The following is a 26,125-nucleotide window of genomic DNA, read 5'->3' as shown; positions in this document are numbered from 1 at the left end:
TGAGAACATGATTCCACATCGGAATTCAAGGGCACGGCGGGTGCGGGTTCCGGCGCGCTCAATGCCCGATGCCCGCGCTCACGCGCAGCAACGGCCCGCGATGCCGGGCGCCCTTGAGCAGCACCGCCGCCGCGCCGACCGCCGCGGGCAAGGCGAGCGAAGTGAACACTTGGCTGAAGCCCCAGTTCGCGTGCAGCATGCCGGCGCCGAGCATGGCGCCCGCGATCCCGCCGAAGCGGCCGATGCCGAGCATCCAGCTGGTGCCGGTCGCGCGCATTCGCGTCGGATACGAGCTTGCCGCCAGTGCGCAGAACCCGGTGTTGGAGCCGTTCATGCAATAGCCCATCCAGAACGCGAGCACCGCCATCATCGTGATGCCGTGACCCGGCAGCCCCATCGTCGACGCGAGCGCGCCGCCCGCGAACACGGTTGCGCCGAGCGCGCGGTGCGCGTTGAAGCGGTCCATCAGCCAGCCGATCGCGAGGGAGCCGAGCGTGCCGCCCGCCTGAAACAGCGCGCCGACCAGTGCTGCCTCGCCGAGTGTGAAGCCCGCACCGCGAATCAGAGTCGGCAGCCAGCTACCGAGCAGGTACACCGTCAGCAGTCCCGCGAAATAGCAGATCCACAGCATCACGGTGCCGAACGCGTAATCGCGCGACAGGATCAGCCGCACCGGACTGCGCTCGCTGTTCGATGCCTGCTGCGCGACGGCGGGCACCACGAAGCGCGTCGCGTGGTCGGCGATCCCGCGCTCGATGCGGTTCAGCACCGCGACGAGGCGCGCGCGCCGCGCGTCCTTCAGCGCGAGAAAGCGCGCCGATTCCGGCAGCCAGCGAATCATCAACGGCACGTACAACACCGGCAGCACGCCGCCGAGAATCAGCACCGAGCGCCAGCCGTGTGTGGCGATCAGCCATGCGCTGATAAAGCCGCCGCCGGCCGCGCCGAGCGTGAAGCCGCAGAACACGGTCGTCACCATCAACGCGCGGCAGCGCTGCGGCGCGTATTCGGCCATCAGCGTCGCCGCGTTCGGCATCGACGCACCGAGCCCGAGGCCGGTCAGAAAGCGCAGCACGGTCAGCTCGCCGATGTTCGTCGCAAACGCGGAGCCGAAACTCCACACGCCGAAGAACAGCACCGCGCAGGTCATCACGGTCTTGCGGCCGAAGCGGTCCGCGAGCGGCCCCGCGCACAGCGCGCCGAACGCGAGGCCGAGCAGGCCGCCGCTCATCACCGGGCCGAGCGCATCGCGCTGAATCGCCCACGCGCTCGACAACGCCGGCGCGATAAAGCCGACCATCACGGTGTCGAGCCCATCGAGCGTGACGATGAACATGCACATCAGCAATACGAGAATCTGAAAGCGCCCGATACGGCGTTCGTCGAGCCATTGCTGTACGTCGAGTGCGCGCGACGCGGACGTGCCGTGCCGCGGCGCCTTGCTTGAAGGTTCCATGCCTGCTGTCTCCTGACCTTTCATCGTGATCGATTGGGCAAGCCGGTCCCTCGCGCCTCTTTGCCGTGCGCTTTCGTGAAGACCAGCCGGGGGTGAACTGCGGTTTGCGGTTACATCATGACGTGATGGATGACGGCGTCGCCGCGTAAGTCCGTTCGAGCAGAGCGAGCGTCGCCTCGCGCAGCCTGCGTGCGCGTTCGAGCGCGGACGCGGTTTTCGCCCATTGCTGCGTCGGCACTTCGAGGCTGATCGGCAGGTCGTCGGGCAGCGCGCGCAGAATGCCGGCGAGATCGAGGCCGCCCTCGCCCGGAATCATGCGCTCGCAACGCGCTTGGTACAGCAGCGTGTCGAGATCGGCTGGCCGCTCGGCCGGCGCGTCGCAGAACTGCACGTAGCCGAAGTACTCGCGCGGCAACGCGCGCAACCTATCCGTCGACGTCCCGGCGCGATCGAAGTGGATCGGATCGACGATCAGGCCGATGTTGCGCCGCGCGGCCGCCTTCACGATGCGCGCGCCTTGTGTGACGTCCTTCACGTCGGTCCACGGCATTGGTTCGAGCGATGGCGCGAGGCCGCGCGATTCGGCCAGCTCGCACAATTGTGCGAGCCGCTCGGCGGTGCGCGCTTCGTCGGGATCGTTGCCAGCGACCAGCACGTAGCGCGCACCGAGCTCGGCGGCGGTGTCGAGCATCGGCAGAAATGCGTTCACGTCGGTGTCGGGCCTCAGGCGCAGAATTTCGACGTCGAGCACCTTGACGCCGGTATCACGCACACGCGCGAGCGTTTCGTGTTTCAATGCGCCCGGGCTAATGATGTCGTGGCGCACCTCGTGATCGGTGGCGGGCACGAGGCGCAGGCCGACGTAGTCGTAGCCGGCTTGCGCGGCGCACTCGACCATCTGCGGCGGGCTCAGTTCGAGCACGGTCAACGCCGACAGCGACAGCGCGCGCGAGTTGGGCTGAGTCATGTCGTCTCCTCGAGTTCAGCGCAGCGGCGAGAACGGCGCCGGCACACAGATCGTCGACTCCATCGTCGTCAGATGGGCCGGCCCGCCCTTCGGCGGCCAGATGCCGTCCTTCACCGCTTCGGCGCGAATTCGCCAACGCTCGTCGACGCTCGCATACGGCCAGATGTTCAGGAAGCGCGGCACGGCGCCGTCGAGCGCATACATCGCGCCGACGAGCGGCGAGCGCCGCGTGCGCTCGGGCACCGCCTTTTCCCAGGCGTCGATCGTGTGCTGCAGGCTCGCGAGCTTGGTGCCGTACACGCGCATCTCGTAGATGCCGCCATGCACGGCCGGCTCGATCGGCGGCAAAAAGGGGAACAGCGCATAGCTGTCGATCTTCACGTCGGTGACGAATTCGCCGCAGCCGAACGGATTTCCTTCGAGCAGCATACGCTTGCGCTCCGCGATCAGCGACGCTTCGGAATCGAAGCCGCGTAGCACCAGCACCTGCCCGAGCGCGCCGATATCGGAGTACCAGCAGCCGAGCAGCTTCGAGCCCGGTGCGTCGCCATGGGCCTGGATGTTTTCGAACACCTGTGCGTTGGCGCCGATCTTGACGCTGAGCGTAACGAGGTCGTAGAGAGTCATCAGATGCGTCCTTGTAACGGGATGGAGGAATTCGGAGTGGATTCGGTGCGCGCGGCACGGGCCAGACCATCGGCCTGCGCCGCGCCGGCGAGCGACAGCCCAGCCAGGTAGCCGAAAGTCATCGCGGGTCCGAGCGTGATGCCGCCGCTTGGATAGCAGCCGCCCATCATGCTCGCGCTATCGTTGCCGACCGCGTACAGACCCGGCACCGGCCGGCCCGCGTCGTCGAGCACGCGCGCGGCGGCATCGGTGGCGAGGCCAGCGAACGTGCCGAGGCTGCCCGGCAGCAGCTTCACCGCATAGAACGGACCGTGTTCCAGCGGCGCGTTGCAGGGGTTCGGCTTGTGGCGTGCATCGCCCTGCACGCGGTTGTATGGCGTCGAGCCTTTGTGAAACTGCGGATCGAAGCCGTCTTTCGCGTAACTGTTGTAGGCCGCGACCGTCGTTTGAAGTCCTTGGGGATCGATGCCGCACTGGCTTGCGAGTTCGGCGAGGCTGTGCGCGCGCCGCAGGTAACCGGAGCGGCGATATGGCGCGGTGGGAAATGGAAACGGCTTCGAAAAGCCGAGCCCATAACGGCGCTGGAAACGGTGATCGCAGATCAGCCATGCGCAGACTTCGTCGCCCGCCGGCGTCGTGCCGATCAGCGCATTGATGAAGTCGTGATACGACGACGCTTCGTTGACAAAGCGCCGACCCGCGCGCGTGACCGCGATTACGCCCGGCTTCGCGCGCTCGATCAGATGCGGAAAGGCGACCGCGGCCTCGCCGCTCTTGCGCGGCACCAGCGACACCGGCGCCCACGCCGCTGGCGTTTCCAGCGACGCGTCGAAATGCGCGCCGACCGCTTCGCCGAGACGAATGCCGTCGCCGGTATTGGTCAGTGGTGCGGCGGACCAGTGCTCGCGACCCGACGGCGTATAAGCGAAGGTTTGCGCGCGCCGCGCAACGTCATGCGGATAACCGCCGCACGCGAGCACGACGCCGCGCGCTGCGCGCACCTCGTGAGCGACACCGTCGATCTCGACGCGCGCACCCGTGACGCGCGCACTCGCGGCGCCGCCTTCGCGCAGCAAGGCCACCGCTTTCGCGTTGGTACGCAAATCGACCGCGCGGTCATGCGCCGACTTCAGCAGACGCGCGACCAGCGCATTGCCGTTGACCAGATGCATCGAGCGGCCATAGCGGAACTTGTCTGTCGCGAACGCGGCGAGCCAGCGCAGCACATGCACGGCCGAACGCGGCGAGCGCGTCGCGTTGAAGAAATGCGCGAGGTCCTGGCCCGACGCGATCGCCATGCCCTTCAGCGTCACGACGTCGAGCGCGGGACGCAAGCGCTCGATCAGCGCACCGAGCTCGCGGCCATCGAACGGCATCGCGCAGACAGAGCGGCCGCCCGTCATCGCGCCCGGCGTCGTATGAAAGTCGGGAATACGATTGCCGTCAATGAAACGCACCGCCGTCTCGCGCTCGAAAAACTCGATCATCTCCGGACCGTGTTCGAGCAGCGCGTCGACCTTCTCGGGGTCGTAGTGCGCGCCGAGTTCGTTGCGCAGATAGGTGCGCGATGCGTCGGATTCTTCGACGATGCCCGCGCGCGTCGCGAGCGGATTGCGCGGAATCCACATCCAGCCGCCCGACCATGCGCTCGTGCCGCCGAACACGTCGGCCTTCTCGGTCACCATCACGCGCAGCCCTTGCGTGGCTGCCGTCACCGCGGCAGCCAGTCCCGCCGCGCCAGAACCCAGCACCAGTACATCGCATTCGAGAATCGGTTCGCGCTTCATCGCCATTCGCTTCGTCGGTTGGGACAATCCATGTTGCTGCATTTGTTGAATACCTATTCCGCTTTCTAACTTCGTTCGAACCAGGCGTGCCCCTGGTTCGTCAGACGATCTTTTCGTTGGCGGCGGCCTCAGCGGTGCCGCGCGCAACGAACGACGCCGGATCGCTCCGCGCGGCTTTGGCGCGCGCCGCCGCGTCGCGCGCCGCCAGATACGCGAACGCGAGCCCCGGTCCAAGTGTGATGCCGGGCGCCGGGTAGACACCGCCCATCACCGATTGCATGTCGTTGCCGCACGCATACAGGCCGCCGATCGGCTGGTCGTCGCGATTCAGCACGCGGGCCTTGTCGTCGCTGACGAGGCCGGTCGCAGCGCCGATATCGCCGGGGTACAGGCGCACCGCGTAAAACGGCGCACGCACGATCGGGCCGAGGCACGGATTCGGGCCGGGCCAGTTGGCGTCGCCGTTGGCGCGCTGATAGTCGGTCGTGCCGCGCTGGAATTCCGGGTCGACGCCGGTTTTCGCGTAGTCGTTGATCCGCGCCACGCTGTCGGCGAGACCCGCCGCGTCGATGCCGAGCTTGGCGGCGAGTTCGTCGAGCGTCGCGGCTCGCGTCAGATACCCGTCCGCGAGAAACGGCGCGAGACCCTTGCCGCCCGGCCGCACCATGCCGAGCCCGTATTTGCGCAGGCCTTCCGCATCGGTGACGAGATAGGCGGGCACCGATGGGGTGTTGCGATGCGCTTCCTGCATCGCGATGCCGAACAGGTGATACGACGTGTTTTCGTTCAGAAAGCGCCGTCCCTGCTGATTGACGACGATCATGCCGGGCTTGCCGCGATCCATGATGAAGTGCGGGAACACCGCGGTCGTGCCGTCCGCGCGCTGGCGTATCGACACCGGCGCCCAGAACGCGTTGCTGAGCGCGCCCTCGCCGTAACGCGCGCCCGCCGCGAGCGCGAGATCCTGCGCGCTGCCGGTATGGCCCGGCGCGCCCGGACACCACGTCAACTCCGCACCCGGCAGCATCGCGCGGCGCCTTTGCGGATGCCGGTTGAAACCGCCACTCGCGAGAATCACGCCACCCGTGACCGAGATTTGCCGACGCTGCCCGTTCTGGCTCAGCGTGATGCCGTCGATCGCGCCACGCGCGTTCGTGCGCAACGCTTCGAGCGTCGTGCTCACGAGCACCGTGACGTCGCGCGCGAGCAGCGATGAAAGCAGCCGGCCGATCAGTGCATTGCCCATCACCAGACGCGTGCCGCGCGGCCAGCTGATGCGGTCGCGCGCATGCCGTGCAAGCAGTCTCACAGCGTGGCGCAGCGACCGGAACGACTTCGTCATGTTCAGCAGATGCCCGACGTCGTCGCGATCGACCATCATGCCGCCGAGCACCGTGAACTCGGGGATCGGCGGACGGATCAGCGCGAAGTGACGGCCGAGCTTGCGGCCGTCGAACGCGAGCGGTTCGAGCGCGCGGCCGCGCAGCGTCGAGCCTTCGAGCTCCGACAGATAGTCCGGGTGAAATGGCCGCGCCCGATACTTGACGTCCGAATTCGCCTCGATATGCGCGACCGCACGCGGTCCCGCCTGTAGGAACGCCCGACGCAACGCTTCGCTGCTGCGCTCGCCGACCGCGCGGCGTAAAAAGCCCTCGGCGTTGGCGCTGCTGTCGTCGGGATTGATCGACGGGCCGTGCGGCGAGTTCGGTATCCATGTGGTGCCGGCCGAGTACGCGGTCGTGCCGCCCACGTATTCGGTGCTTTCGACCAGCAGCACGCGCGCGCCGTCGATCGCCGCGAACAGCGCCGCCGACATGCCCGCCCCGCCCGCGCCGATTACCACCACGTCGAAGGCTTCGTTCTGCTGCAAATCGCTCAATGTCTCCACCATCTGCTGCTCCTTGTGTGCTCGTGCGTTGCATCCGGCCGCAGCAGCGGTTCCGGATTTTTCGCAATAGCTAGAATTTGCTTTGTTATTGGAATACTATTCCAGTATTGAGAAAAAGCAAAGTTTTCTGAACACACTCGACAACAGGCAACACATGACGTCCGGCATCGGGCACGATGCGAACGGGGCACCCATTTCAGGAGATTCGACTATGCAGCAGGCTGGAAACTCTTCGTTCGCGGCGTCGCTCGACGCGGGTCTGAGCGGCGCGACGCGTGTGTATTTCATCGTCGGCGATCCGATTGCGCAGGTGCGCTCGCCGTCGGGCGTGACCGCCGCGTTGCGTTCGGCCGGCCGCGATGCGCTGGTGGTGCCCGCGCACGTCGCGCCTGCCGATCTGCCCGCGTTTTTCGCGGGCATCGCGCCGATGCGCAACGTCGACGGCGTGATCGTCACGGTGCCGCACAAGTTCAGCGCAGCCAGCTATTGCGCGACGCTCGCCGAAGAAGCCGCGTTCCTCGGCGCGGTCAACACACTGCGCCGCAACGCCGATGGCGGCTGGCATGGCGGCATGTTCGACGGCACCGGCTTCGTCGCGGCGCTCGTCGCCGCGGGCTGCGAGTTGCAGGGCAAACGCGCGCTGCTGGTCGGCGCAGGCGGCGCGGGCTCGGCGATCGGTCATGCGTTGATTCAGAGCGGCGTCGGCTCGCTCGACGTGCGCGACAACGACGCCGAACGCACCAGTTCGCTGACCGCGCGGCTCAATGCGCTCGGCGGCGGCACGGCACGCGGCTCGGCGCCCGAACTGGACTTGACCGGGTACGACGTAGTCGTCAACGCGTCGCCGCTCGGCATGCGGGCGGGCGATCCGTTGCCGATCGACGTCGCGCGCTTGCCGGCCACGACTTTCGTCGGCGACGTCGTAACGAAGCCGCCGCTCACGCCGCTGATCGAAGCGGCTCGCGCGCGCGGCTGCCCGACCGTGACGGGCACGCAGATGTTCGAACGCGTGTGCGATCGGATGGTGGAGTTTCTGCTGGAGACGTCGCCGTCAGCGTGACGGCGCAAAAGAAGCAGGCTTGCGCTGCTACACTGGCGCGAAATTACCCGCACGAAATGCGGCGCAATCCTGCGCCGCGTTCACATCGCCCTTGCGCGCCAACCCATGCTTCGATTCGACAACCTCAGCAAGCGCTATAGCGACCGAATCCTGTTCGAAGGACTGCACTTCGACGCGACGTCCGGCTGCGTCGCGCTAAACGATGAATCCGGCAGCGGCAAATCGACGTTGCTCGCCATCCTCGCTGGCGCGCTCGAAGCCGATAGCGGCGACGTATGGCTCGGCGGCCATTCGCTGCGTACCGCGCCGCATGCCGCGCAAGCGTTGCTCACGTACGTGCCGGAAGACAATATGAGCTGGCCCGATCAGACCCGCCGCGATTATCTGCGGCAGATCGCGTCGGCGCGACGCACCGCGCTGACCGACGACGTGCTCGCGCTCGCCGAACGCTTCGGCCTCGCGCCGCATCTGGACAAACGCTTCGAGCAGATGTCGTATGGCAGCCGCAAAAAGGTGTTTCTGACGGCGGCCGCGCTCGGCGACACCCGCGTGCTGATCGCCGACGAACCTGCCGGCGGACTCGACGCGTCCGCGCGCACGGTGCTCGCGGAGCTGTTCAGAACGCTCGGCACGACGCGCACGGTGTTTTTCACGAGTTACGACGAAGGGTTCACGCAGGCCTGCGAGGCGACGCGTGTCTGTTTCGCGGACCTCGCGAGGCACCCATGAACTGGAACGGTCGCGCGCGCCATGCCTTGGCCGAGCGCGAACATTCAATCCTCAGATCGCCACGCAAATCTTGCCGAAGTGCGCACCCGATGCCTCGTGCCGGAACGCGTCGGCGAGCTTGTCCAGCTCGAACGTGCTGTCGATCACCGGCTTGATGCCGGTTGTCTCCAGCGCGCGCACCATGTCGATCTGATCCTGCCGGCTGCCGACGATCAAACCTTGCAGACGCTGTTGCCGCGCCATCAGATGCGCGGTCGGCACCGGACCCGAGCGGCCGGTCAGCACGCCGATCAATGCGATATGCCCGCCGATGCGGCATGCGGTGATCGACTGCGGCAGCGTGCCGGGACCGCCCACTTCGATCACGTGATCGACGCCGCGCCCGTTGGTGATGTGACGCACTTCTTTGCCCCACTCGGGATTGTCGCGATAGTTGATCGTATGGTCGGCACCGAGTTCGCGCAGCTTCGCGAGCTTCGCATTCGACGACGACGTCGCGATCACCGACGCCCCCATCGCCTTCGCCATCTGCAAGCCGAAGATCGACACGCCGCCGGTGCCGAGCACCAGCACGCTGCTGCCCGCCTTCAACTGACCATCGACGACCAGCGCGCGCCACGCGGTCAGCCCCGCCGTGGTCAGCGTCGCCGCTTCGGCGTGGCTATAGCCGGCCGGCGCGTGCGTGAAGTAGTGGCTCGGCAGCACGACGACTTCGCGCGCGTAGCCGTCGACGCCGTCGCCGGGGGTGGTCGAAAAATCGCCGATTGCGGGCGAGCCGTTTTCCCAGTGCGGGAAGAAGCACGATACGACGTGATCGCCGGGCTTGAACTCGCGCACGCCCGCGCCGACCGCTTCGACGACGCCCGCGCCATCGGCCATCGGAATGCGGCCCGCTTCGGCCGGCAGATTGCCGCTGACGACGCCGTAGTCGTGGTAGTTCAACGAGCTTGCGCGAATGCGCACGCGAATCTGGCCGGCCCCGGGCTGACCGGGATCGGGCAGATCGACGACCTGCAGGCTATCGACGGTGGCGGGTGAACCGATTCTGACGGCTTTCATGTTTTTCATTCCTTGATGAGTAGTGTGTGATAGGTGTCGGGCGCGCATGCGCGATGCCCGCGCGAGCGCTGCGCTATCTGACGGTCTGGATGACCTCGAAGCCTTCGAATTCCGGGTGGCCGAGATACAGCACGCGGCTTTCGTTACCGGCACTGCGATGCGCGGCGCGAAACGCGTCGGACTTGGTCCATGCCTCGAACGATGCCTGGTCGCGCCAGATCGTATGGCTCGAATAGAGCATGTGATCTTCCTTGCGCGGTCCCTTCAGCAAATGAAATTCCACGAAGCCCGGCACCTCTTTCAGATGGGTGTCGCGCGTGGTCCACAGATGTTCGAAGGCGTCTTCCGAGCCGGGCGCCACTTTGAAGCGGTTCATCGCGATGTACATACTGTCAGCCTCGTTGAGTGAGTGATGCTGCCAATGATGCTGGATTGGTCATCCGGTGGCGTTTCATTATAGGCGTGCATTGCTTTGGCTTCGCTTGACCTTGCCACGGTGGGAAGCTCCACGATGTCCGACGTGACCGTTAGAATCGCGCGGATCACTCGCCACTTTCTTCAACAACGGAAATCGAATATGAAAAACCTTCGCGCGGTGCGCGCTCTCTGTCTGTTCGGCGGTTTGGCATTCGCGGCGGCGGCTCTGCCCGCTCACGCGCAACATCAGGGCATGCCCGGCATGAATATGCAGGATTCGGCGCATGCTGACGCGGGCGCTTCGACGCAAGCCTTCAAGGCCGCCGACGAACGCATGATGCATGACATGAGCGCCCCCGAATACACCGGCGACGCCGACCGGGATTTCGTCGCGCACATGATTCCGCATCACCAGGGCGCGATCGACATGGCGCAGGCGGAGTTGAAATATGGCAAGGACCCCGAGATCAAGAAACTCGCGCGCGACATCATCAAGGCGCAGCATGACGAGATCGAGTTCATGCGGCGCTGGCAGGAAAAGCACGGCGGCAAGTAACGCGCCGCGAGCATCACCAGCGTGGGTGCTTGCACAGCAGCGGCGACATCGCGATCAGACCGATGATCGGCCCCGGCAGCAGCAGCCACGCGACGCGCACGTCGAGCGCGTGAAACACGCTGGTCGACCACAGGATCGAGCAGGCGGACAGGAAAAAGCCGAAGCTGTTTTGCAGCGTCAGCGCGCCGCCGATCTTGTCGGCGGGACAGGCCTTCACGGACAGCGCCGAAAACTGAGGCGAATCGGCGATCACGCTGATGCCCCACACGAGTAGCAGCGCAAGCTGCGCGGCAGTGCCGAGCCCGGTGGTCAGCGGATAGATCGCGCACAGCGTGCCCGATATCGACAGCGCAAGCGCGGCGGTGCGCGCGCTGCCGACCGCCTGGCTGAGTCTGCCGCCGAACAGACAGCCGAGCGCGCCGATCGCGATGATCAGGAACGACCACAACGCGACGGTACCCGGCGTCGCCGGCGCACCGCTCGCGAACGCGCGCTGCACGAGCAGCGGCGTCAGCGTCCAGAACGCGTACAACTCCCACATGTGACCGAAATAGCCGAGCGCGGCCGAGCGAAACTCGCTGATGCGCACGACCTGTCCGACGCCCGCCGACAAACCGAAGCGCCGGTTGCCCGAGCGCCGCGCGTGCGGCCCCTCGCCGAGCATGAACACCAGCAGCGCGCCGATCACCGCGAGCCCCGACGAAGTGAGCACCACAGTTTGCCACGGCACACCCGACAGCAACGCACGGATCGCATGCACCGACGCCGTGCCGAGCGTCAGCATGGCCACGAGCAACGCGAGAGTCTGCGCGGCGCGGCGCGGGTCCCATGTCACGAGCAGTTTCATGCCGAGCGGATAGATGCCCGCGAGTGCGACGCCCACGCCGAAGCGAAACACGAGCGCCGACGCGAGCCCGCTGCTGCACAGCGCAAATAGCGCATTCAAGGTCGCGCCGAGCAGGCCGCAGACGGCGAACACCCTGCTCGCCGACAGGCGATCAGCGAGTCCGGTGGTCGCCGACAGCAAGGTCCCGACGATAAAGCCGGCCTGCACCGCATTCGTCAGCCAGCCGATATCGGACTCGCTCAATTGCCATGCGATCTGCAGATCGCGCATCGCACCGTTCGCGCTGAACCACAACGAGGTGCCGAGCAATTGGGCAATCGCGATCACGAGCACGGCGCGTTTGGCACGCGCGTTGTCGCGCGCCGCATCGGCGGAATTCGTTGCGTCGGCGTCCAGCCTGTTCTGCATCGTGCCTCCTATGCGTCGGGCCTGAGTCGGCCGCTGGGAGTAGTTATGGGCGGCGGTCTTGAGCGGCCATTGTAGAGGACGCGTCGGTTCGCAGCGGCCGATGCGGCGGCTGCGGCGCCCCCGGATCGGGGAGTTAGCGGAACACGAGCCGTGTCCACATCACGCCGCTGTCGCGGTTGGCCTGTTGAACGGATGACGTGCGCAACTCGCGCACGAGTGTCAGGCCTCGCTCACTCGCCAACTGGATCGTTTCATCGGCGGTGACGTCGAACATACGGCGGCCGGCGGGAACCGGCCCGTGCCGCAGCGAGATGATCAATACGCCGCCTTCGCGCAGCAACGACGCAACGCGGGGCATCGCGCGTTCGCGCTGCCGCGCATCGAGATGCATCCAGACGGCGGTGAGCATGACCACGTCGAAAACGATGCGCCTGCCTATCAGTAGCGCAAGATCGGGAAGGCTGTCGTCGAGCCATTCGATGCGCTCGCTCGGATGCATCTCGCGCGCCGCGTTGCGCAATGCGTCGACCGGTTCGACCGCGAGCACCGTATGTCCCATCGCCGCGAGCGCAGCCGCATCCGTGCCGATGCCCGCGCCGATATCGACGATCCGCGACGGCGCCTGAGGTATCCAGTCGAGCATCGGCCGATGCCGATCGGCGAACGACAGCGTGCGCCATCGTTCGATCAGCGCTTCGGCCTCCTCCGCGTAGCCTTCCGCGCCACTGACATCAGCCGACATCGCGCCGCCTCAGCCCTGCTGCGGCACCCGAACCCAACCCTCCATCAACACGCGCGCGCTGCGGCTCATCATCGCCTTCGTGACGACCCACTCGCCGTCTTTCAGACTCGCCTGCGCGCCGACGCGCAACGTGCCCGACGGATGCCCGAAGCGCACCGACTCGCGCTCGCCGCCGCCCGCCGCCTGGTTGACGAGCGTGCCCGCGATCGCCGCCGCGGTGCCGATCGCGACCGCCGCCGTGCCCATCATCGCGTGATGCAGCTTGCCCATCGACATCGCGCGCACCAGCAGATCGACGTCGCCCGCGCGCACCGGCTTGCCGCTCGACGCCACGTAATCGACCGGCTTCGCGACGAACGCGATCTTCGGCGTGTGCTGCCGCGTTGCGATCTCGTCGAGATTCTTGATGAGGCCCATGCGCAGCGCGCCATGCGCGCGAATCGTCTCGAACATCGCGAGCGCTTTCGCGTCGCTATTGATCGCGTCCTGCAACTCGGTGCCCTTGTAGCCGATCGCTTCGGCGTCGACGAAAATCGTCGGGATGCCCGCGTTGATCATCGTCGCCTTCAGCGTGCCGACGCCGGGCACTTCGAGGTCGTCGACGAGGTTGCCGGTCGGGAACATCGAGCCGCCCGCGCCTTCTTCGTCGGCGGCCGGGTCCATGAATTCGAGCGGCACTTCGGCAGCCGGGAAGGTCACGCCGTCGAGTTCGAAGTCGCCGGTTTCCTGCACCGCGCCATCGGTCATCGGCACGTGCGCGATGATCGTCTTGCCGATGTTGGCCTGCCAGATGCGCACGATCGCGACGCCGTCACGCGGCACGCGGCTCGCATCGACGAGGCCCGCGCTGATCGCGAACGGTCCCACCGCAGCCGAAAGGTTGCCGCAATTGCCGCTCCAGTCGACGAACGCCTTGTCGATCGACACCTGACCGAACAGATAGTCGACGTCGTGATCGGGCCGGCTGCTGCGCGAAATGATCACGGTCTTGCTGGTGCTCGAGGTCGCGCCGCCCATGCCGTCGATCTGCTTGCCGTACGGATCGGGACTGCCGATCACGCGCATCAGCAGCGCGTCGCGCGCGGCGCCCGGCCGTTGCGCGGCCTCGGGCAGATCCTGCAGACGGAAAAACACGCCCTTGCTGGTGCCGCCGCGCATGTAGGTGGCCGGAATCCTGATCTGGGGTGAGTGCATGAAAGTGTCCTCAGATGACATGTTCTTTGATGAGGAAGGGCGATGCGGCATATCAAGCCGCATCGCCCTCTTCTGCTATGACGTTCAGTGCAAAACGCGCTTCAAGCCATCAAGCCGCCGCTCGGGTCGACTCGAGAAAGTCCTGCGCGAAACGCTGCAGCACGCCGCCCGCTTCGTAGATCGATACTTCTTCGGCCGTGTCGAGCCGGCACGTCACCGGCACCTCGACGCGCTCGCCATTGCGGCGATGAATCACCAGCGTCAGATCGGCGCGCGGCTTGCGCTCGCCGATCACGTCGAAGGTCTCGGTGCCGTCGATGCCGAGCGTCAGGCGATCCACGCCCGGCTTGAATTCGAGCGGCAACACGCCCATGCCGACGAGGTTCGTGCGGTGAATCCGCTCGAAGCCTTCCGCGACGATCGCTTCGGTGCCCGCGAGCCGCACGCCCTTCGCGGCCCAGTCGCGCGACGAACCCTGGCCGTAGTCGGCGCCCGCGATCACGATCAGCGGCTGCTTGCGCTCCATATACGTTTCGATCGCTTCCCACATGCGCGTGACCTTGCCCTCGGGCTCGATGCGCGCGAGCGAACCGGCCTTCACGTGGCCGTTCTCGATCACCATCTCGTTCTTCAGCGTCGGGTTCGCGAAGGTCGCGCGCTGCGCGGTCAGGTGATCGCCGCGGTGCGTCGCGTACGAGTTGAAGTCCTCTTCGGGCAGGCCCATCTTCGTCAGGTACTCGCCGGCCGCGCTGTCGGGCAGAATCGCGTTCGACGGCGACAGGTGGTCCGTCGTGATGTTGTCGCCGAGCACCGCTAACGCGCGCATGCCCTTGAGCGTGCGCTCGCCGGCGAGCGCGCCTTCCCAGTACGGCGGACGGCGAATATAAGTGCTTTGCGCGCGCCAGTCGTACAGCGGGTCGGCCTTCGCGCCGGTGTCGGCGGACAGCGCGAACATCGGTTCATACACCTTGCGGAATTGCTCCGGCTTCACGCTCGCCGCGACGATCGCATCGATCTCCGCGTCCGACGGCCACAGATCTTTCAGCGTGACCGCATGACCGTCGGCATCGACGCCGAGCACGTCCTTTTCGATGTCGAAGCGGATCGTGCCCGCGATCGCATAAGCGACGACCAGCGGCGGCGACGCGAGAAACGCCTGCTTCGCATACGGATGGATGCGGCCGTCGAAGTTGCGGTTGCCCGACAGCACGGCGGTCGCATACAGATCGCGCTCGATCACTTCCTTCTGGATCACCGGATCCAACGCGCCGGACATGCCGTTGCACGACGTGCACGCATACGCGACCACGCCGAAGCCGAGCTGTTCGAGTTCCGGCAGCAGCCCTGCCTCTTCCAGATACAGCGTGACCGCCTTCGAGCCCGGCGCGAGCGAGCTCTTGACCCACGGCTTGCGCACGAGACCGCGCCGGTTCGCATTGCGTGCGACGAGGCCCGCCGCGATCATGTTGCGCGGATTGTTCGTGTTGGTGCAGCTGGTGATCGCGGCGATGATCACCGCGCCGTCCGGCATCAGACCCGGCTCGTTCTCGACCTTGCCGCTGACGCCGCGCGCGGCCAGCTCCGACACCGGCAAGCGGCGATGCGGATTCGACGGCCCCGCGAGCGTGCGCACCACGGTCGACAGATCGAACTTCAGCACGCGCTCGTACTCGGCGTGCTTCAGCGTATCGGCCCACAAGCCAGTGTGTTTCGCATACGTTTCGACGAGCTTGACGAGTTCGTCGTCGCGGCCGGTCAGCTTCAGATAGCGAATGGTCTGCTCGTCGATGTAGAACATCGCGGCGGTCGCGCCGAACTCCGGCGCCATGTTCGCGATCGTCGCGCGATCGCCCAGCGTCAGGTTCGCCGCGCCTTCGCCATAAAACTCCAGGTAGGCGCCGACCACCTTCTGCTTGCGCAAGAACTCGGTCAATGAAAGCACCACGTCGGTCGCGGTGATGCCCTCCCCCGGCTTGCCGCTCAGCTCCACGCCGACGATATCGGGCAGCCGCATGTACGACGCGCGGCCGAGCATCACGCTTTCCGCTTCGAGACCGCCGACGCCGATTGCGATCACGCCGAGCGCATCGACCATCGGCGTGTGCGAGTCGGTGCCGACCAGCGTGTCGGGAAACGCGACGCCGTCCTTCACCTGCACGACCGGGCTCATCCGTTCGAGGTTGATCTGATGCAGGATGCCGTTGCCCGGCGGAATCACATCGACGTTGCGGAACGCGCGCTTGGTCCAGTTGATGAAGTCGAAGCGGTCTTCGTTGCGGCGGTCTTCGATCGCGCGATTCTTCGCGAACGCGTCTGGATCGAAACCGCCGCATTCAACGGCCAGCGAGTGATCGACGACCAGCTGCGTAGGCACCACCGGATTCACCAGCGACGGATCACCGCCTTGCGCGGCGATCGCATCGCGCAAGCCCGCCAGATCGACGAGCGCGGTCTGGCCCAGAATGTCGTGGCACACGACGCGCGCCGGAAACCACGGGAAATCGAGCTCGCGCTTGCGCTCGATGATCTGTTTCAGCGAAGCGGTCAGCGTCACCGGATCGCAGCGGCGCACCAGGTTTTCGGCGAGCACACGCGACGTGTACGGCAGCTTGTCGTAGGCGCCGGGCTCGATCGCGTCGACCGCGGCACGCGTATCGAAGAAGTCGAGTTCGGTGCCCGGAAGGCGTTTGCGGTTGGCAGTATTCATGGCGTAGGGACAGGACGGTTATCAGCCGCCGGACGGTATGCCGGCGGCCTCCGGGAGCGCGCCGCTCGCGCGGCCGGACGGGCAGTGCAGGTAGTTTAGCTCGCTGCTGACGGGTTGCTGATTTGCGATTGTTCGATGCTTCCAGCGGAGCGGCCGCGCGATGCGTGCCGCTCCAGGCTCACGTCAAACGCGCTTCGCCAGCGGCACGAACGGCAGGTCGTCCGGACCGGTGTAGTTCGCGCTCGGACGGATGATCTTGTTGTCGATGCGCTGCTCGATGATGTGCGCGCTCCAGCCGGCCGTGCGCGAGATCACGAACAGCGGCGTGAACATCGCGGTCGGCACGCCCATCATGTGATACGACACCGCGCTGAACCAGTCGAGGTTCGCGAACATCTTCTTGGCGTCCCACATCACCGATTCGAGCCGCTCGGCGATCGAGAACAGCTTCATGTTGCCCGCTTCCTTCGACAGCTTCTTCGCGACGTCCTTGATGATGTTGTTACGCGGGTCCGAGATCGTGTACACCGGATGGCCGAAGCCGATCACCACTTCCTTGTTCTCGACGCGGCGGCGGATGTCGGCTTCGGCTTCGTCGGGCGTCTGGTAGCGCGACTGGATGTCGAACGCGGCTTCGTTGGCGCCGCCGTGCTTGGGGCCGCGCAGCGCGCCGATCGCGCCGGTGATCGCCGAATAGATGTCCGAGCCCGTGCCCGCGATCACGCGGCCCGTGAAGGTCGACGCGTTGAACTCGTGCTCCGCGTACAGGTTCAGCGACACGTGCATCGCATCGACCCACGCCTTCGACGGCTCGACACCATGCAGCAGATGCAGGAAATGGCCGCCGATCGAATCGTCGTCGGTTTCGACCTCGATACGCTTGCCGTTGTGCGCGTAGTGATACCAGTACAGCAGCATCGAGCCGAGCGAGGCCATCAGCTTGTCGGCGATGTCGCGCGCGCCGGACAGGTTGTGATCGTCCTTCTCGGGCAGCACCGTGCCGAGCACCGACACGCCGGTGCGCATCACGTCCATCGGATGCGCGGCGGCCGGAATCCATTCGAGCGCGGCCTTCACGTTGGCGGGCAGGCCGCGCATCGACTTCAGCTTCGTCTTGTAGGCGGTCAGCTCGGACTGGGTCGGCAGCTTGCCGTGAACCAGCAGGTAAGCGATCTCTTCGAATTCGCACGCCTCGGCGATGTCGAGAATGTCGTAGCCGCGATAGTGCAGATCGTTGCCGGTCTTGCCGACCGTGCACAGCGCGGTGTTGCCCGCGGTCACGCCCGACAGCGCGACGGATTTTTTCGGCTTGAAAGCGCCTGTGTTCGGCGTGCTGTTGTCTGCTTCGCTCATTTGGATTGTCTCCGGGAAAGGATTGGAATTTGGGTCATTGCTTCGACTGGGCTGCCTAGAACGCAAGGAACGGGCCAGGCCGCATGCCGCCGCCTAAGTGCCTGATTTCGCACCGCTCCGGTGAACCGATCACACCGGCCCGCCGCACGCTCGATTTCATTAATGAAACTCCGAATTTCAAATTGGGAACGACTGCTCGCATAATGGAGCCTCCGAACCAACCCGCCGTCGCGAGCCGCCCGCCTTGAGCACCTCTCTTTACGAACCGCCGCAGCGTCCGCGCATCTGGGCGCTGAGCATCAGCCGCCTGCGTGATCTGTTCTTCGACATCGCCGGCGAATACGTGGATCGCGCGGATGTCCGCATCGTGTCGCACGCGTTCGAAGACGCGGTGCGCGAAATCGAGGGCGCGGGCGCCGCGCGTCCCGATGTCGTGCTAGCGGGCGGCTCGAATGGCGCGTATCTGAAGACGCGCGTGTCGGTGCCGGTCGTGCGCATCAGCCCTACCGGCTACGACGTGATGCATGCGCTCGCGCGCGCGCGTCGCGAAGGGGCGCGCGTCGCGCTCGTCACGCACGGCGCCACGCCCGACGAAGTGCGCCGTTTCACCGCCGCGTACGCGCTCGACGTCACGTTCGCGTCGTATCAGTCCGCGCAGGACGCCGAGAGCGCCGTGCTCGATCTCAGCGATCGCGGCATCGACGTCGTGGTCGGCCCGGGCCTGGTCACCGATCTCGCCGCCAACGCGGGCATGGACGCGGTGTTTCTGTACTCGCGCGCGTCGGTGCGGGCCGGCTTCGACACCGCGCTCGAAGTCGCGCAGGCGACGCGCCGCGAAACCGTGCGGCGTCAGCGGCTCGACACGTTGCTGCAGCATCTGCGCGACGGCGTGGTCGCACTCGATGCGCAAGGCCGCGTCGAACTGATGAACCAGCGGCTCGCGAGCGTGCTCGGCATCGATGCCGCGAAGGCCGTCGGCCGCGCGCTGCTCGAACTCGCGCCCGACCTCGCGGGCAGTCTGCCCGACGCGGAGGGCGACAGCTTCTGCACGGTGCGCGGCGCGAGCTATGTCGTGCATCGCGGGCCGCTCGCGAGCAGCGGCGCGGCGCCGGGCACCGTGCTGACGTTTCAGGAATCGCGCGCGGTCGAGCGGCTCGATCGCACGTTGCGCGCGCGGCAACGGGTGCAGCAGTTCACCGCGCGCTACCGGCTCGACGATATCGTCGGCGCGTCGGAATCGATCGAACGGGTGCGCGCGCTGGTCGCGCGTTATGCGAGGTCGGACGCGACCGTGCTGATTCTCGGCGAGAGCGGCACCGGCAAGGAGATGGTCGCGCAGAGCATGCATCAGTTGAGCGCGCGGCGCGACTTCGCGTTCGTCGCGATTAATTGCGGCGCATTTCCGGAGGCGCTGCTCGAAAGCGAGCTGTTCGGCTACGAGGAAGGCGCGTTCACCGGTGCCCGCAAGGGCGGCAAAGCGGGGCTGATCGAGGTCGCGCATCGCGGCACGCTGTTTCTCGACGAGATCGGTGAGATGCCGTTGCCGTTGCAGAGCCGCCTGTTGCGCGTGTTGCAGGAGCGCGAGGTGGTGCGACTCGGGTCGACGGAGCCGATGCGCGTCGATATCCGGGTGGTGGCGGCGACGCATCGCGCGCTGACCGACGCCGTCGCGGCCGGCAGTTTCCGCGCCGATCTGTACTACCGGCTCAACATCCTGAGCATCGCGCTACCGCCGCTGCGCGAGCGGCCGAACGACCTGCTGCCGCTCGCCGCCGAACTGTTGCGCCAGGCGGCCGCGCGGGAGCCGAGGCTGGCGGCGCGCGTGCCCGACGCGCAGATTGCCGCGCGCATGCTCGAGGGTTTGGGCGCGGCGTTGCGGCGCTATGCGTGGCCGGGTAATGTGCGCGAGTTGCAGAACGTGATCGAGCGGATCGTGGTTGAACTCGCCGATAGCGACGCGGACACGGATGCCAGCGCGGCGCTCGTCACGCGCGACATGCTGCGCGTGATCGCGCCGGAAGTCGTCGAGCCCATCGCGCGGGCGAAGCCGGCGGCGTTGACGCTGCGCGAGCGCAGCCGTCATGTCGAGGCCGATGAAATCCGCGCGGTGCTCGCGGCTCACGAAGGCGATCGCGATGCGGCTTGCGCCGCGTTGGGCATCAGCAAGACGACGTTGTGGCGCAAGTTGAATGGGGGGCGGTAGGTGTGCAGGGTCCAAAGTGCGCCAGTGTTCCCACGCCCCATGTGCAGTTTCCGTTGATGCGCGCATCGTTGTAATAGCGCATGACCACGCCCTCGTTGGCTCTCGTTGCGACCATAAGCCATCACAATGATTCAATGGTCATGGAGTCAAACTCCACTGCGATTTCAGCCCCTACGCTGGAATGCACGTAGGCCACGTGCCCGGCACGCGTCGGGCCGTGAGCAGATCGCCTCAGCAAAACTTCAGCCCGCTCGTACTGGTCGCTGTCAGGTTTCAATGTCTCGATTGCATTGACAATATTCAGCAAACCGCCGTTCTCAATGCCAATACGCGTTACGCCGCGAAAGGTGATCGTCACCCGGCGCTCACGATCGAAGAGACCGAGAACGAATGTGTCCGGCACCTCGGGATTGACCTCACCATGGATTGCAATTGTGTCGAGATACCAGTCATGGAAGTGGTCAAAACCCTTCAGCGCATCAGAAATAGTGCTCACAAATATCTCACGGAAGAATGGAAACGGGCCAGCCCTGGTCGCGCAAAAGGCCATCCCAGTTATGTGCGTGTGGATTGGGTTGGCCGTGGTGACTATCGAAGTCGATATCTATGACTGGTGTACCGCCTGAGCCATACATTCGCCACTGCTTTTTCATATTCGGCCCGCTTTCGACCCATGAATTCGCGGGGCCGTCGAAAGGTAATCCGGCAACGTCAAATGTTGCGCCGTCGTCCGTTGTGTTCTCGACGTACTCGAACGCCTGAGCATTGCCGAGGTTCTGGGGCACGCGCGGGCTGTTGCCATAGAGTGACCTGAGCATGCCCGCGTCATTCGATTGCTGCTCGCGCACGGAGCCCAATCCGGACGCCATTTCCCGCTGCTCCCGTATCGCCTGCACGCACTTTCGCATCTCGTCCCGCTCAGGGACAAAGATCAGGCTACCGCCCCTCACCTCGTTGTACAGGACTTTGGCAACCTCATCGTCTTTCATCCTGTACATATGAAAGCGGTTGTGACTCCGGCCGAGCATATCGCGCAACTCGTACGACTGGTGCGACAGCAGCACGGACGGGCTATATCGCAGCCACGCTGCGCGCGCTTCCTCCATGCCCTGCACGATGTCATCGTGCGACTCGCGGGGTACGCTCGCCGGCAATGCAAAATGGAACCACCGGTCAACGTCAAACAACCAGTTAGACTCGATGTGAAGGTTGAACGATCTGTAAAGACTGACAGAGAAGAAATGTCCGTGCCGCCTTTCACGGACCTCCCGGTAAGAACCGAGGGAGAGTGAAGTCATCGTGCCTCACAGCCAATGAAGGAGGCCCGATTGTGCAACAAGACACCATCCCAAAAAACCCCTCGTTCAGCCTCGCATGAGATGCGTGCCGCGCCTTCCTCGTCGCGCAGATTCTCAAGTCATCGGATCAATATGCACATCCATCCCCGCTTCCGCCGGAACGACAAACCGCACGAGCGAACGCACCACGAATAAAATAACCGTCACCGAATCCCCAACCCATTCCCCAAGGAGGAGCCCAGCATGTCGAACAAATACCGGATTGCCGTCATCCCCGGCGACGGCATCGGCGTCGAGGTGATGCCCGAAGCGCTGCGCGTACTCGAGGTCGCGACGCAACGCTTCGGCATCGAACTCGAATATCAGCACATCGAGTGGGCGAGCTGCGACTACTACGCGAAGCACGGCAAGATGATGCCGGACGACTGGAAAGCCCAACTGCAATCGGCCGATGCGATCCTGTTCGGCGCGGTCGGTTGGCCCGACACCGTGCCCGATCACATCTCGCTGTGGGGGTCGCTGCTTAAGTTTCGCCGAGAGTTCGACCAGTACGTGAATCTGCGTCCGGCGCGCCTATTTGCAGGCGTGCCGTCACCGCTCGCGGGACGCAAGGCCGGCGACATCGACTTCTGGATCGTGCGCGAGAACACCGAGGGCGAGTATTCGTCGGTGGGCGGCGTGATGTTCGAAGGCACCGAACGCGAGTTCGTGCTGCAGGAGTCGGTGTTCACACGGCACGGCAGCGAGCGCGTGCTGAAGTTCGCGTTCGATCTCGCGCAGCGCCGCGCGCGCAAGAAAATCACCGTCGCGACGAAGAGCAACGGCATCGCGATCAGCATGCCGTGGTGGGACAAATGCGCGGCCGGCATCGCCGCGCAGTATCCGGACGTCACGTGGGACAAGCAGCACATCGACATCCTGTGCGCTCGCTTCGTGCTGAACCCGGACCGTTTCGACGTGGTCGTCGCGACCAATCTGTTCGGCGACATCCTGTCCGATCTCGGCCCAGCGTGCACGGGTACGATCGGCCTCGCGCCGTCAGGCAACCTGAATCCGGACCGCAAGTTTCCGTCGTTGTTCGAACCGGTGCACGGATCGGCGCCCGACATCGCCGGCAAGCACATCGCGAATCCGATCGCGATGATCTGGTCGGCCGCGATGATGCTCGACTTCCTCGGTCATTCGAGCGGCAAGGAACGCGAGGCGCACGACGCGATCCTTAAGGCGATCGAGGCGACGCTGATCGAGGGCCCGCACACCGGCGACCTCGGCGGCAACGCAAGCACGAGCGAAGTCGGCAAGGCGATTGCGGCGAAACTCGCGTGATATGAAGCAAAAACGGCGCAACGCGCAGATGCGCCGTTATCGACAGTTGCGTCGCTCATAGAGCGACCATTCGCCCTCGTGCGTCATCAGGGCGACATCGCATTCGTTATTGGCGAAGAAATCTTTCGGCAAGGGCCCGTCCTTGCGAATGAAGAAGTAGCGGGCTCATCAGGCGAAAATCCGCGTGGCCCGGCAGGATATCGACACCGAACGTCCGGAGCAGCTTGTAGTAGTTGCGCGCGGTGAAGCGCTTGAAGAATGTGTCCGTCGTACGTTTGTGACGCACACCGAAGACGATTTCCGCACCCGACTTGTATTCCTTGAGCATGCATGGGATGGCTTCGATATCGTCCTGAAGATCCGCGTCGAGGCTGACGAGTACATCGCCTTGAGCCGGCATCCGGCCGGCAAGCAGCGCATCCTGATGGCCGCGATTGCGCGAGAGTTTGATGCCGCCGCAGCGGGGATTCTGCGCGTGCAGCACTTCGATGATCGACCAGGTACGGTCGCGGGAACCATCGTCAATGAAAGTGATGCGGCTTTCGTTGCTCACCTTGCCGCTTCGATCAGTCACTCCAGAAGTGCGAGAAGCCGCTTGCTTGTCTCGGTGATAACCTCTTCTTCGTTGTAGCAGGGTACGACGAGATTCATCATCGTGGGTGAAGCGCTATTTGCCGAACGCACAGCTCACGTGTGCGGATGTATCGGAGCGCTCACTGCGAGCAATCGTCGTCGGGCATCGCATACGTCAACACACGTTCGATTCGGGCGTGCCCGGCCCACACGTGATGATCAACGCGCTCACGCATGGCAACGAAGTGTGTGGCGCGATCGTCGTCGATGAGTTGCTGCGTCGCGCGCTGCGGCCGCGACGCGGGCAGCTCACGCTGTCGTTCGCGAACGTCGCCGCGTACCGGCGTTTCGATCCCGCGAATCCGGACGCCGCGCGCTTCGTCGATCAGGACTTCAACCGCGTATGGACGGCGGCGGTGCCCGACGACACCTCTCGCACGTCGAGCGAACTGAAGCGCGCGCGTGCGATGCGCCCGGTGATCGACACGGTCGACGCGCTGCTCGACCTGCATTCGATGCACGAGCGATGCAAGCCGCTGATCGTCGCTGGACCGCTGCAAAAAGGCATCGATCTCGCGGTGCGGCTCGGTACGCCCGCCACGGTGATCTGCGACGAAGGGCATCCCGAAGGCCGCCGCATGCGCGATTACCAAGGGTTCGGCGATGCCGCGAGCCCGAAGAACGCGTTGCTGATCGAATGCGCCCAGCATTGGGAGCGCAGTGCGGTGGCGGTCGCACGCGATACGACCGCGCGTTTCCTGTTGCTGGCCGGCGTGGTCGACGAGACGGATCTGCCGCCGGGGTGGCTCGCACCGTTGCCGCCCGAGCAGAGCATCGTGCGCGTGACACAGCCGGTCGTCGCGACCAGCATGGACTTCAGCTTCGCCGCGGCGTACACCGGCCTCGAGGTTTTCGCCAAGGCAGGCGCCGTGGTCGGCTGGTCCAACGGCGAAGAGGTGCGTACCCCCTGCGACAACTGCATGCTCGTGATGCCGTCGCTGCGGCAGTTGCGCCCCGGGGTGACCGTCGTGCGGCTGGGACGGATCGAGCGGACGGTGGCTCATCCCGGGTGACGAGCTAGCTGACCGGCAGGTGTCTCGAAACCGTTTGCCGCTCGTTTCGGCGCGGTGACCTTCGCGCGCCTATTCCTTTCTCCTGCCCAGTTACAGCGCGCCGCCCTCCCACGCATCGACTGCGTGAAACTCGGGGTATTCCCCCGTTGACCGGATTGATTTCATTCCTTACAGTGGCGCGCGTTCGCGTAAAGAATCACCGTTCCGTATGCGAACAAAATCCCTCGCCCGGCGCGATTCCGTCAAGCCGATCCGTCCGGGTATGATTCATTGCCGATGCATGGCCGGTTTGGGCCGCTGCAGGCTGCGTGCGTCGTTGCCAGACGGCGTACAGTTTGAGAAGAATCGCTCGTCGTGTCGGGCCTTTCGCTGTCAGGAGACCATCATGAACCGCAGCCCCGCTGTGAACGTTCAAACCTTCATTAACGAGCATCCGTTTTCGCCGTTCCAGTGGCTGATCTTTTTCATGTGCTTCATCATCGTCCTGCTGGACGGTTTTGACACTGCTGCGATCGGCTTCATCGCGCCTTCGCTGGTCACCGAATGGGGCATCGCGAAGCCCGCGCTCGCGCCGGTGCTGAGCGCCGCGCTGTTCGGCCTCGCGTGCGGCGCGCTCGGCTCGGGCCCGCTGTCCGACCGCCTCGGGCGTCGCTCGATGCTGGTCGGCTCGGTGCTGCTGTTCGGCCTTGCCTGTCTCGCGTCGGCGTTCTCGACCAGCATCGATCAATTGACCGTGCTGCGCTTCATCACCGGCGTCGGTCTCGGCGCCGCCATGCCGAACGCGGTCACGATGATGGGCGAATACTGCCCGGACAATCGCCGCGCCACCGTGATCAACCTGATGTTCTGCGGCTTCCCGCTCGGCGCCGCGTTTGGCGGTTTCCTCGCCGCGTGGATGATTCCGCATCTGGGATGGCGCAGCGTGCTGATTCTCGGCGGCGTCACGCCGCTGCTGCTGTTGGTGCTGCTGCTCGCCAAGATGCCGGAGTCGGTCCGCTACATGGTCGCGAACAATAAGCCGGCCGACCGGATTCGCGCGGCGCTCGCTCGCATTTCCGGCGACGCTGTGCAGGCCGTCGGCTTCACGATGACCGAAACCGCGCCGCAAACCGGCGGCAAGGGCCTCGGTGTGGTGCTGTCGCGCTCGTACATCGTCGGCTCGGTGATGCTGTGGCTCGCTTACTTCATGGGCCTCGTGATCTTCTACGCGTCGATCAACTGGATGCCGATCCTGCTGAAGGACGCCGGCCTCACACCGCAACGCGCGACGCTGATCTCCGCGCTGTTCCCGCTCGGCGGCGTCGGCGCGGTGCTGGCCGGCGTGCTGATGGACCGCTTCAACGCGAACCGCGTCATCGCGGTCTGCTACGCGCTGACCGCCATTAGCGTGTACTTCATCGGTCAGGCGGCCGGCAACGTCGGCGCGCTCGTGCTGATCGTGTTCATCGCCGGTGTGCTGATGAACACCGCGCAATCGTCGATGCCGGCGCTCGCCGCCGCGTTCTATCCGACCGCGGGCCGTGGCACAGGCGTCGCGTGGATGCTCGGCGTCGGCCGCTTCGGCGGCATCGCGGGCTCGTTCCTCGTGGCCGAGCTGACGCGCCGCCACTTCTCGTTCGGCGGCATCTTCACGACGATCGCGGCCGCAGGTTTGCTGTCGTGCGTCGCGCTGCTGATCAAGCAGGCGGCACGCCCGCAAGCGTCGGAAGCGGGTGCGTCGAAGACGCAATCGTTCGGCCATTGAGCGTGCAATGAAACGTATCCGCTAGCGGACCGGTAACGGTTCGATCGAGTGGTGACCCAGAAGCCGCCCTGCGATTCGCAGGGCGGCTTTTTCTTTGGCTGAACGCGTGGG

The 26,125-nt window shown here is 65.4% G+C and carries 21 protein-coding genes and 2 pseudogenes; 7 read left to right on the top strand and 16 right to left on the bottom strand.

Going from position 1 to position 26,125, the window contains the following annotated elements:
• Nucleotides 1-58: 58 nt before the first annotated feature.
• From QFZ94_RS12140 to QFZ94_RS12120, 5 genes are all read right to left on the bottom strand, one after another.
• Nucleotides 59-1,456 carry an MFS transporter gene (locus QFZ94_RS12140; protein ID WP_429457115.1) on the bottom strand — a complete coding sequence of 466 codons (1,398 nt, stop codon included), beginning with the start codon at nt 1,454-1,456 and terminating at the stop codon, nt 59-61.
• A gap of 115 nt (nt 1,457-1,571) precedes the next feature.
• Nucleotides 1,572-2,423 (bottom strand): sugar phosphate isomerase/epimerase family protein, encoded by an 852-nt coding sequence (locus tag QFZ94_RS12135; RefSeq protein WP_429457113.1) that lies wholly within the window; start codon nt 2,421-2,423, stop codon nt 1,572-1,574.
• A 15-nt stretch (nt 2,424-2,438) separates the two neighbouring features.
• Nucleotides 2,439-3,050 carry an NIPSNAP family protein gene (locus QFZ94_RS12130; RefSeq protein WP_429457111.1) on the bottom strand — a complete coding sequence of 204 codons (612 nt, stop codon included), beginning with the start codon at nt 3,048-3,050 and terminating at the stop codon, nt 2,439-2,441.
• The gene (locus QFZ94_RS12125; RefSeq protein WP_429457109.1) at nt 3,050-4,837 is read right to left on the bottom strand and encodes an FAD-dependent oxidoreductase; all 1,788 of its coding nucleotides are present in this window, start codon (nt 4,835-4,837) and stop codon (nt 3,050-3,052) included. The genes QFZ94_RS12130 and QFZ94_RS12125 overlap by 1 nt, the downstream gene beginning before the upstream one ends.
• Before the next feature lie 100 nt (nt 4,838-4,937).
• Nucleotides 4,938-6,728 carry an FAD-dependent oxidoreductase gene (locus QFZ94_RS12120; protein ID WP_429457107.1) on the bottom strand — a complete coding sequence of 597 codons (1,791 nt, stop codon included), beginning with the start codon at nt 6,726-6,728 and terminating at the stop codon, nt 4,938-4,940.
• A 208-nt stretch (nt 6,729-6,936) separates the two neighbouring features.
• Here QFZ94_RS12120 and QFZ94_RS12115 point away from each other — a divergent pair, with 208 nt between their 5' ends.
• Both QFZ94_RS12115 and QFZ94_RS12110 read left to right on the top strand, forming a co-directional pair.
• Complete coding sequence (locus QFZ94_RS12115; RefSeq protein ID WP_429457105.1) at nt 6,937-7,785, top strand: shikimate dehydrogenase family protein; 849 nt, start codon at nt 6,937-6,939, stop codon at nt 7,783-7,785.
• 105 nt (nt 7,786-7,890) lie between these two features.
• A complete protein-coding gene (locus QFZ94_RS12110) occupies nt 7,891-8,514 on the top strand; it encodes an ABC transporter ATP-binding protein (protein ID WP_429457103.1) in 624 nt (207 codons plus the stop codon).
• 51 nt (nt 8,515-8,565) lie between these two features.
• On the opposite strand, the gene QFZ94_RS12105 is transcribed toward QFZ94_RS12110, so the two are convergent.
• Together QFZ94_RS12105 and QFZ94_RS12100 are read right to left on the bottom strand one after the other, a co-directional pair.
• Nucleotides 8,566-9,573, bottom strand: coding sequence for a zinc-dependent alcohol dehydrogenase family protein (locus QFZ94_RS12105; protein WP_429457101.1), 1,008 nt, complete (start codon nt 9,571-9,573; stop codon nt 8,566-8,568).
• 73 nt (nt 9,574-9,646) lie between these two features.
• Nucleotides 9,647-9,961 carry an antibiotic biosynthesis monooxygenase family protein gene (locus tag QFZ94_RS12100; protein WP_429457099.1) on the bottom strand — a complete coding sequence of 105 codons (315 nt, stop codon included), beginning with the start codon at nt 9,959-9,961 and terminating at the stop codon, nt 9,647-9,649.
• 189 nt (nt 9,962-10,150) lie between these two features.
• On the opposite strand from QFZ94_RS12100, the gene copM reads away from it, so the two are divergent.
• Complete coding sequence (copM, locus tag QFZ94_RS12095; RefSeq protein WP_429457097.1) at nt 10,151-10,546, top strand: CopM family metallochaperone; 396 nt, start codon at nt 10,151-10,153, stop codon at nt 10,544-10,546.
• 13 nt (nt 10,547-10,559) lie between these two features.
• On the opposite strand, the gene QFZ94_RS12090 is transcribed toward copM, so the two are convergent.
• The 5 genes from QFZ94_RS12090 to prpC all read right to left on the bottom strand — a co-directional run bounded on the left by QFZ94_RS12090 (nt 10,560) and on the right by prpC (nt 17,797).
• Entirely contained in the window at nt 10,560-11,801 is a 1,242-nt protein-coding gene (locus QFZ94_RS12090; RefSeq protein ID WP_429457095.1) for an MFS transporter, read from the bottom strand.
• Between the two features lie 133 nt (nt 11,802-11,934).
• Complete coding sequence (locus tag QFZ94_RS12085) at nt 11,935-12,543, bottom strand: class I SAM-dependent methyltransferase (protein ID WP_429457093.1); 609 nt, start codon at nt 12,541-12,543, stop codon at nt 11,935-11,937.
• 9 nt (nt 12,544-12,552) lie between these two features.
• Nucleotides 12,553-13,737: a 2-methylaconitate cis-trans isomerase PrpF gene (gene prpF / locus QFZ94_RS12080; RefSeq protein ID WP_429457091.1), complete on the bottom strand. Its 1,185-nt coding sequence runs from the start codon at nt 13,735-13,737 to the stop codon at nt 12,553-12,555.
• Nucleotides 13,738-13,846: 109 nt separating this feature from the next.
• Nucleotides 13,847-16,444: a Fe/S-dependent 2-methylisocitrate dehydratase AcnD gene (gene acnD, locus QFZ94_RS12075; RefSeq protein ID WP_429457089.1), complete on the bottom strand. Its 2,598-nt coding sequence runs from the start codon at nt 16,442-16,444 to the stop codon at nt 13,847-13,849.
• A gap of 183 nt (nt 16,445-16,627) precedes the next feature.
• Nucleotides 16,628-17,797: a bifunctional 2-methylcitrate synthase/citrate synthase gene (gene prpC / locus QFZ94_RS12070; protein ID WP_429457087.1), complete on the bottom strand. Its 1,170-nt coding sequence runs from the start codon at nt 17,795-17,797 to the stop codon at nt 16,628-16,630.
• A gap of 244 nt (nt 17,798-18,041) precedes the next feature.
• Here prpC and prpR point away from each other — a divergent pair, with 244 nt between their 5' ends.
• Complete coding sequence (gene prpR, locus QFZ94_RS12065; RefSeq protein WP_429457085.1) at nt 18,042-20,000, top strand: propionate catabolism operon regulatory protein PrpR; 1,959 nt, start codon at nt 18,042-18,044, stop codon at nt 19,998-20,000.
• Here the strand turns inward: prpR and QFZ94_RS12060 are convergent.
• The 3 genes and pseudogenes from QFZ94_RS12060 to QFZ94_RS12050 form a co-directional block, all read right to left on the bottom strand.
• Nucleotides 19,999-20,115: pseudogene (locus QFZ94_RS12060) on the bottom strand (lysozyme); the annotation flags it as partial. The gene prpR and the pseudogene QFZ94_RS12060 overlap by 2 nt on opposite strands.
• Before the next feature lie 6 nt (nt 20,116-20,121).
• Nucleotides 20,122-20,496: a hypothetical protein gene (locus QFZ94_RS12055; RefSeq protein WP_429457084.1), complete on the bottom strand. Its 375-nt coding sequence runs from the start codon at nt 20,494-20,496 to the stop codon at nt 20,122-20,124.
• A 7-nt stretch (nt 20,497-20,503) separates the two neighbouring features.
• Nucleotides 20,504-21,298 carry a hypothetical protein gene (locus tag QFZ94_RS12050; RefSeq protein WP_429457082.1) on the bottom strand — a complete coding sequence of 265 codons (795 nt, stop codon included), beginning with the start codon at nt 21,296-21,298 and terminating at the stop codon, nt 20,504-20,506.
• A gap of 243 nt (nt 21,299-21,541) precedes the next feature.
• Between QFZ94_RS12050 and QFZ94_RS12045 the strand changes: the two genes are divergently transcribed.
• Nucleotides 21,542-22,624: a tartrate dehydrogenase gene (locus QFZ94_RS12045; RefSeq protein WP_368584616.1), complete on the top strand. Its 1,083-nt coding sequence runs from the start codon at nt 21,542-21,544 to the stop codon at nt 22,622-22,624.
• Nucleotides 22,625-22,730: 106 nt separating this feature from the next.
• On the opposite strand, the gene QFZ94_RS12040 is transcribed toward QFZ94_RS12045, so the two are convergent.
• Entirely contained in the window at nt 22,731-23,108 is a 378-nt protein-coding gene (locus QFZ94_RS12040; RefSeq protein ID WP_429457080.1) for a glycosyltransferase, read from the bottom strand.
• Between the two features lie 215 nt (nt 23,109-23,323).
• On the opposite strand from QFZ94_RS12040, the pseudogene QFZ94_RS12035 reads away from it, so the two are divergent.
• Together QFZ94_RS12035 and QFZ94_RS12030 are read left to right on the top strand one after the other, a co-directional pair.
• Nucleotides 23,324-24,270 (top strand): annotated as a pseudogene (locus QFZ94_RS12035) (succinylglutamate desuccinylase).
• Nucleotides 24,271-24,655: 385 nt separating this feature from the next.
• Complete coding sequence (locus QFZ94_RS12030) at nt 24,656-26,014, top strand: MFS transporter (RefSeq protein ID WP_368584614.1); 1,359 nt, start codon at nt 24,656-24,658, stop codon at nt 26,012-26,014.
• Nucleotides 26,015-26,125 lie beyond the last annotated feature (111 nt).

Source organism: Paraburkholderia sp. JPY465, from assembly GCF_050436725.1.
GTDB lineage: Bacteria > Pseudomonadota > Gammaproteobacteria > Burkholderiales > Burkholderiaceae > Paraburkholderia > Paraburkholderia youngii.
This window is presented reverse-complemented; position numbering and strand designations above follow the sequence as displayed.

What these genes read in the sequence shown, in the direction of transcription:
- QFZ94_RS12030 (WP_368584614.1), top strand. Translation starts at nt 24,656, where the DNA reads ATGAACCGCAGCCCCGCTGTGAACGTTCAAACCTTCATTAACGAGCAT.
- QFZ94_RS12105 (WP_429457101.1), bottom strand. Translation starts at nt 9,573, where the DNA reads ATGAAAGCCGTCAGAATCGGTTCACCCGCCACCGTCGATAGCCTGCAG.
- QFZ94_RS12115 (WP_429457105.1), top strand. Translation starts at nt 6,937, where the DNA reads ATGCAGCAGGCTGGAAACTCTTCGTTCGCGGCGTCGCTCGACGCGGGT.
- QFZ94_RS12130 (WP_429457111.1), bottom strand. Translation starts at nt 3,050, where the DNA reads ATGACTCTCTACGACCTCGTTACGCTCAGCGTCAAGATCGGCGCCAAC.
- prpC (WP_429457087.1), bottom strand. Translation starts at nt 17,797, where the DNA reads ATGAGCGAAGCAGACAACAGCACGCCGAACACAGGCGCTTTCAAGCCG.
- QFZ94_RS12140 (WP_429457115.1), bottom strand. Translation starts at nt 1,456, where the DNA reads ATGGAACCTTCAAGCAAGGCGCCGCGGCACGGCACGTCCGCGTCGCGC.
- acnD (WP_429457089.1), bottom strand. Translation starts at nt 16,444, where the DNA reads ATGAATACTGCCAACCGCAAACGCCTTCCGGGCACCGAACTCGACTTC.
- QFZ94_RS12050 (WP_429457082.1), bottom strand. Translation starts at nt 21,298, where the DNA reads ATGACTTCACTCTCCCTCGGTTCTTACCGGGAGGTCCGTGAAAGGCGG.
- QFZ94_RS12085 (WP_429457093.1), bottom strand. Translation starts at nt 12,543, where the DNA reads ATGTCGGCTGATGTCAGTGGCGCGGAAGGCTACGCGGAGGAGGCCGAA.
- QFZ94_RS12135 (WP_429457113.1), bottom strand. Translation starts at nt 2,423, where the DNA reads ATGACTCAGCCCAACTCGCGCGCGCTGTCGCTGTCGGCGTTGACCGTG.
- QFZ94_RS12125 (WP_429457109.1), bottom strand. Translation starts at nt 4,837, where the DNA reads ATGAAGCGCGAACCGATTCTCGAATGCGATGTACTGGTGCTGGGTTCT.
- QFZ94_RS12100 (WP_429457099.1), bottom strand. Translation starts at nt 9,961, where the DNA reads ATGTACATCGCGATGAACCGCTTCAAAGTGGCGCCCGGCTCGGAAGAC.
- QFZ94_RS12110 (WP_429457103.1), top strand. Translation starts at nt 7,891, where the DNA reads ATGCTTCGATTCGACAACCTCAGCAAGCGCTATAGCGACCGAATCCTG.
- QFZ94_RS12090 (WP_429457095.1), bottom strand. Translation starts at nt 11,801, where the DNA reads ATGCAGAACAGGCTGGACGCCGACGCAACGAATTCCGCCGATGCGGCG.
- copM (WP_429457097.1), top strand. Translation starts at nt 10,151, where the DNA reads ATGAAAAACCTTCGCGCGGTGCGCGCTCTCTGTCTGTTCGGCGGTTTG.
- QFZ94_RS12120 (WP_429457107.1), bottom strand. Translation starts at nt 6,728, where the DNA reads ATGGTGGAGACATTGAGCGATTTGCAGCAGAACGAAGCCTTCGACGTG.
- prpF (WP_429457091.1), bottom strand. Translation starts at nt 13,737, where the DNA reads ATGCACTCACCCCAGATCAGGATTCCGGCCACCTACATGCGCGGCGGC.
- QFZ94_RS12045 (WP_368584616.1), top strand. Translation starts at nt 21,542, where the DNA reads ATGTCGAACAAATACCGGATTGCCGTCATCCCCGGCGACGGCATCGGC.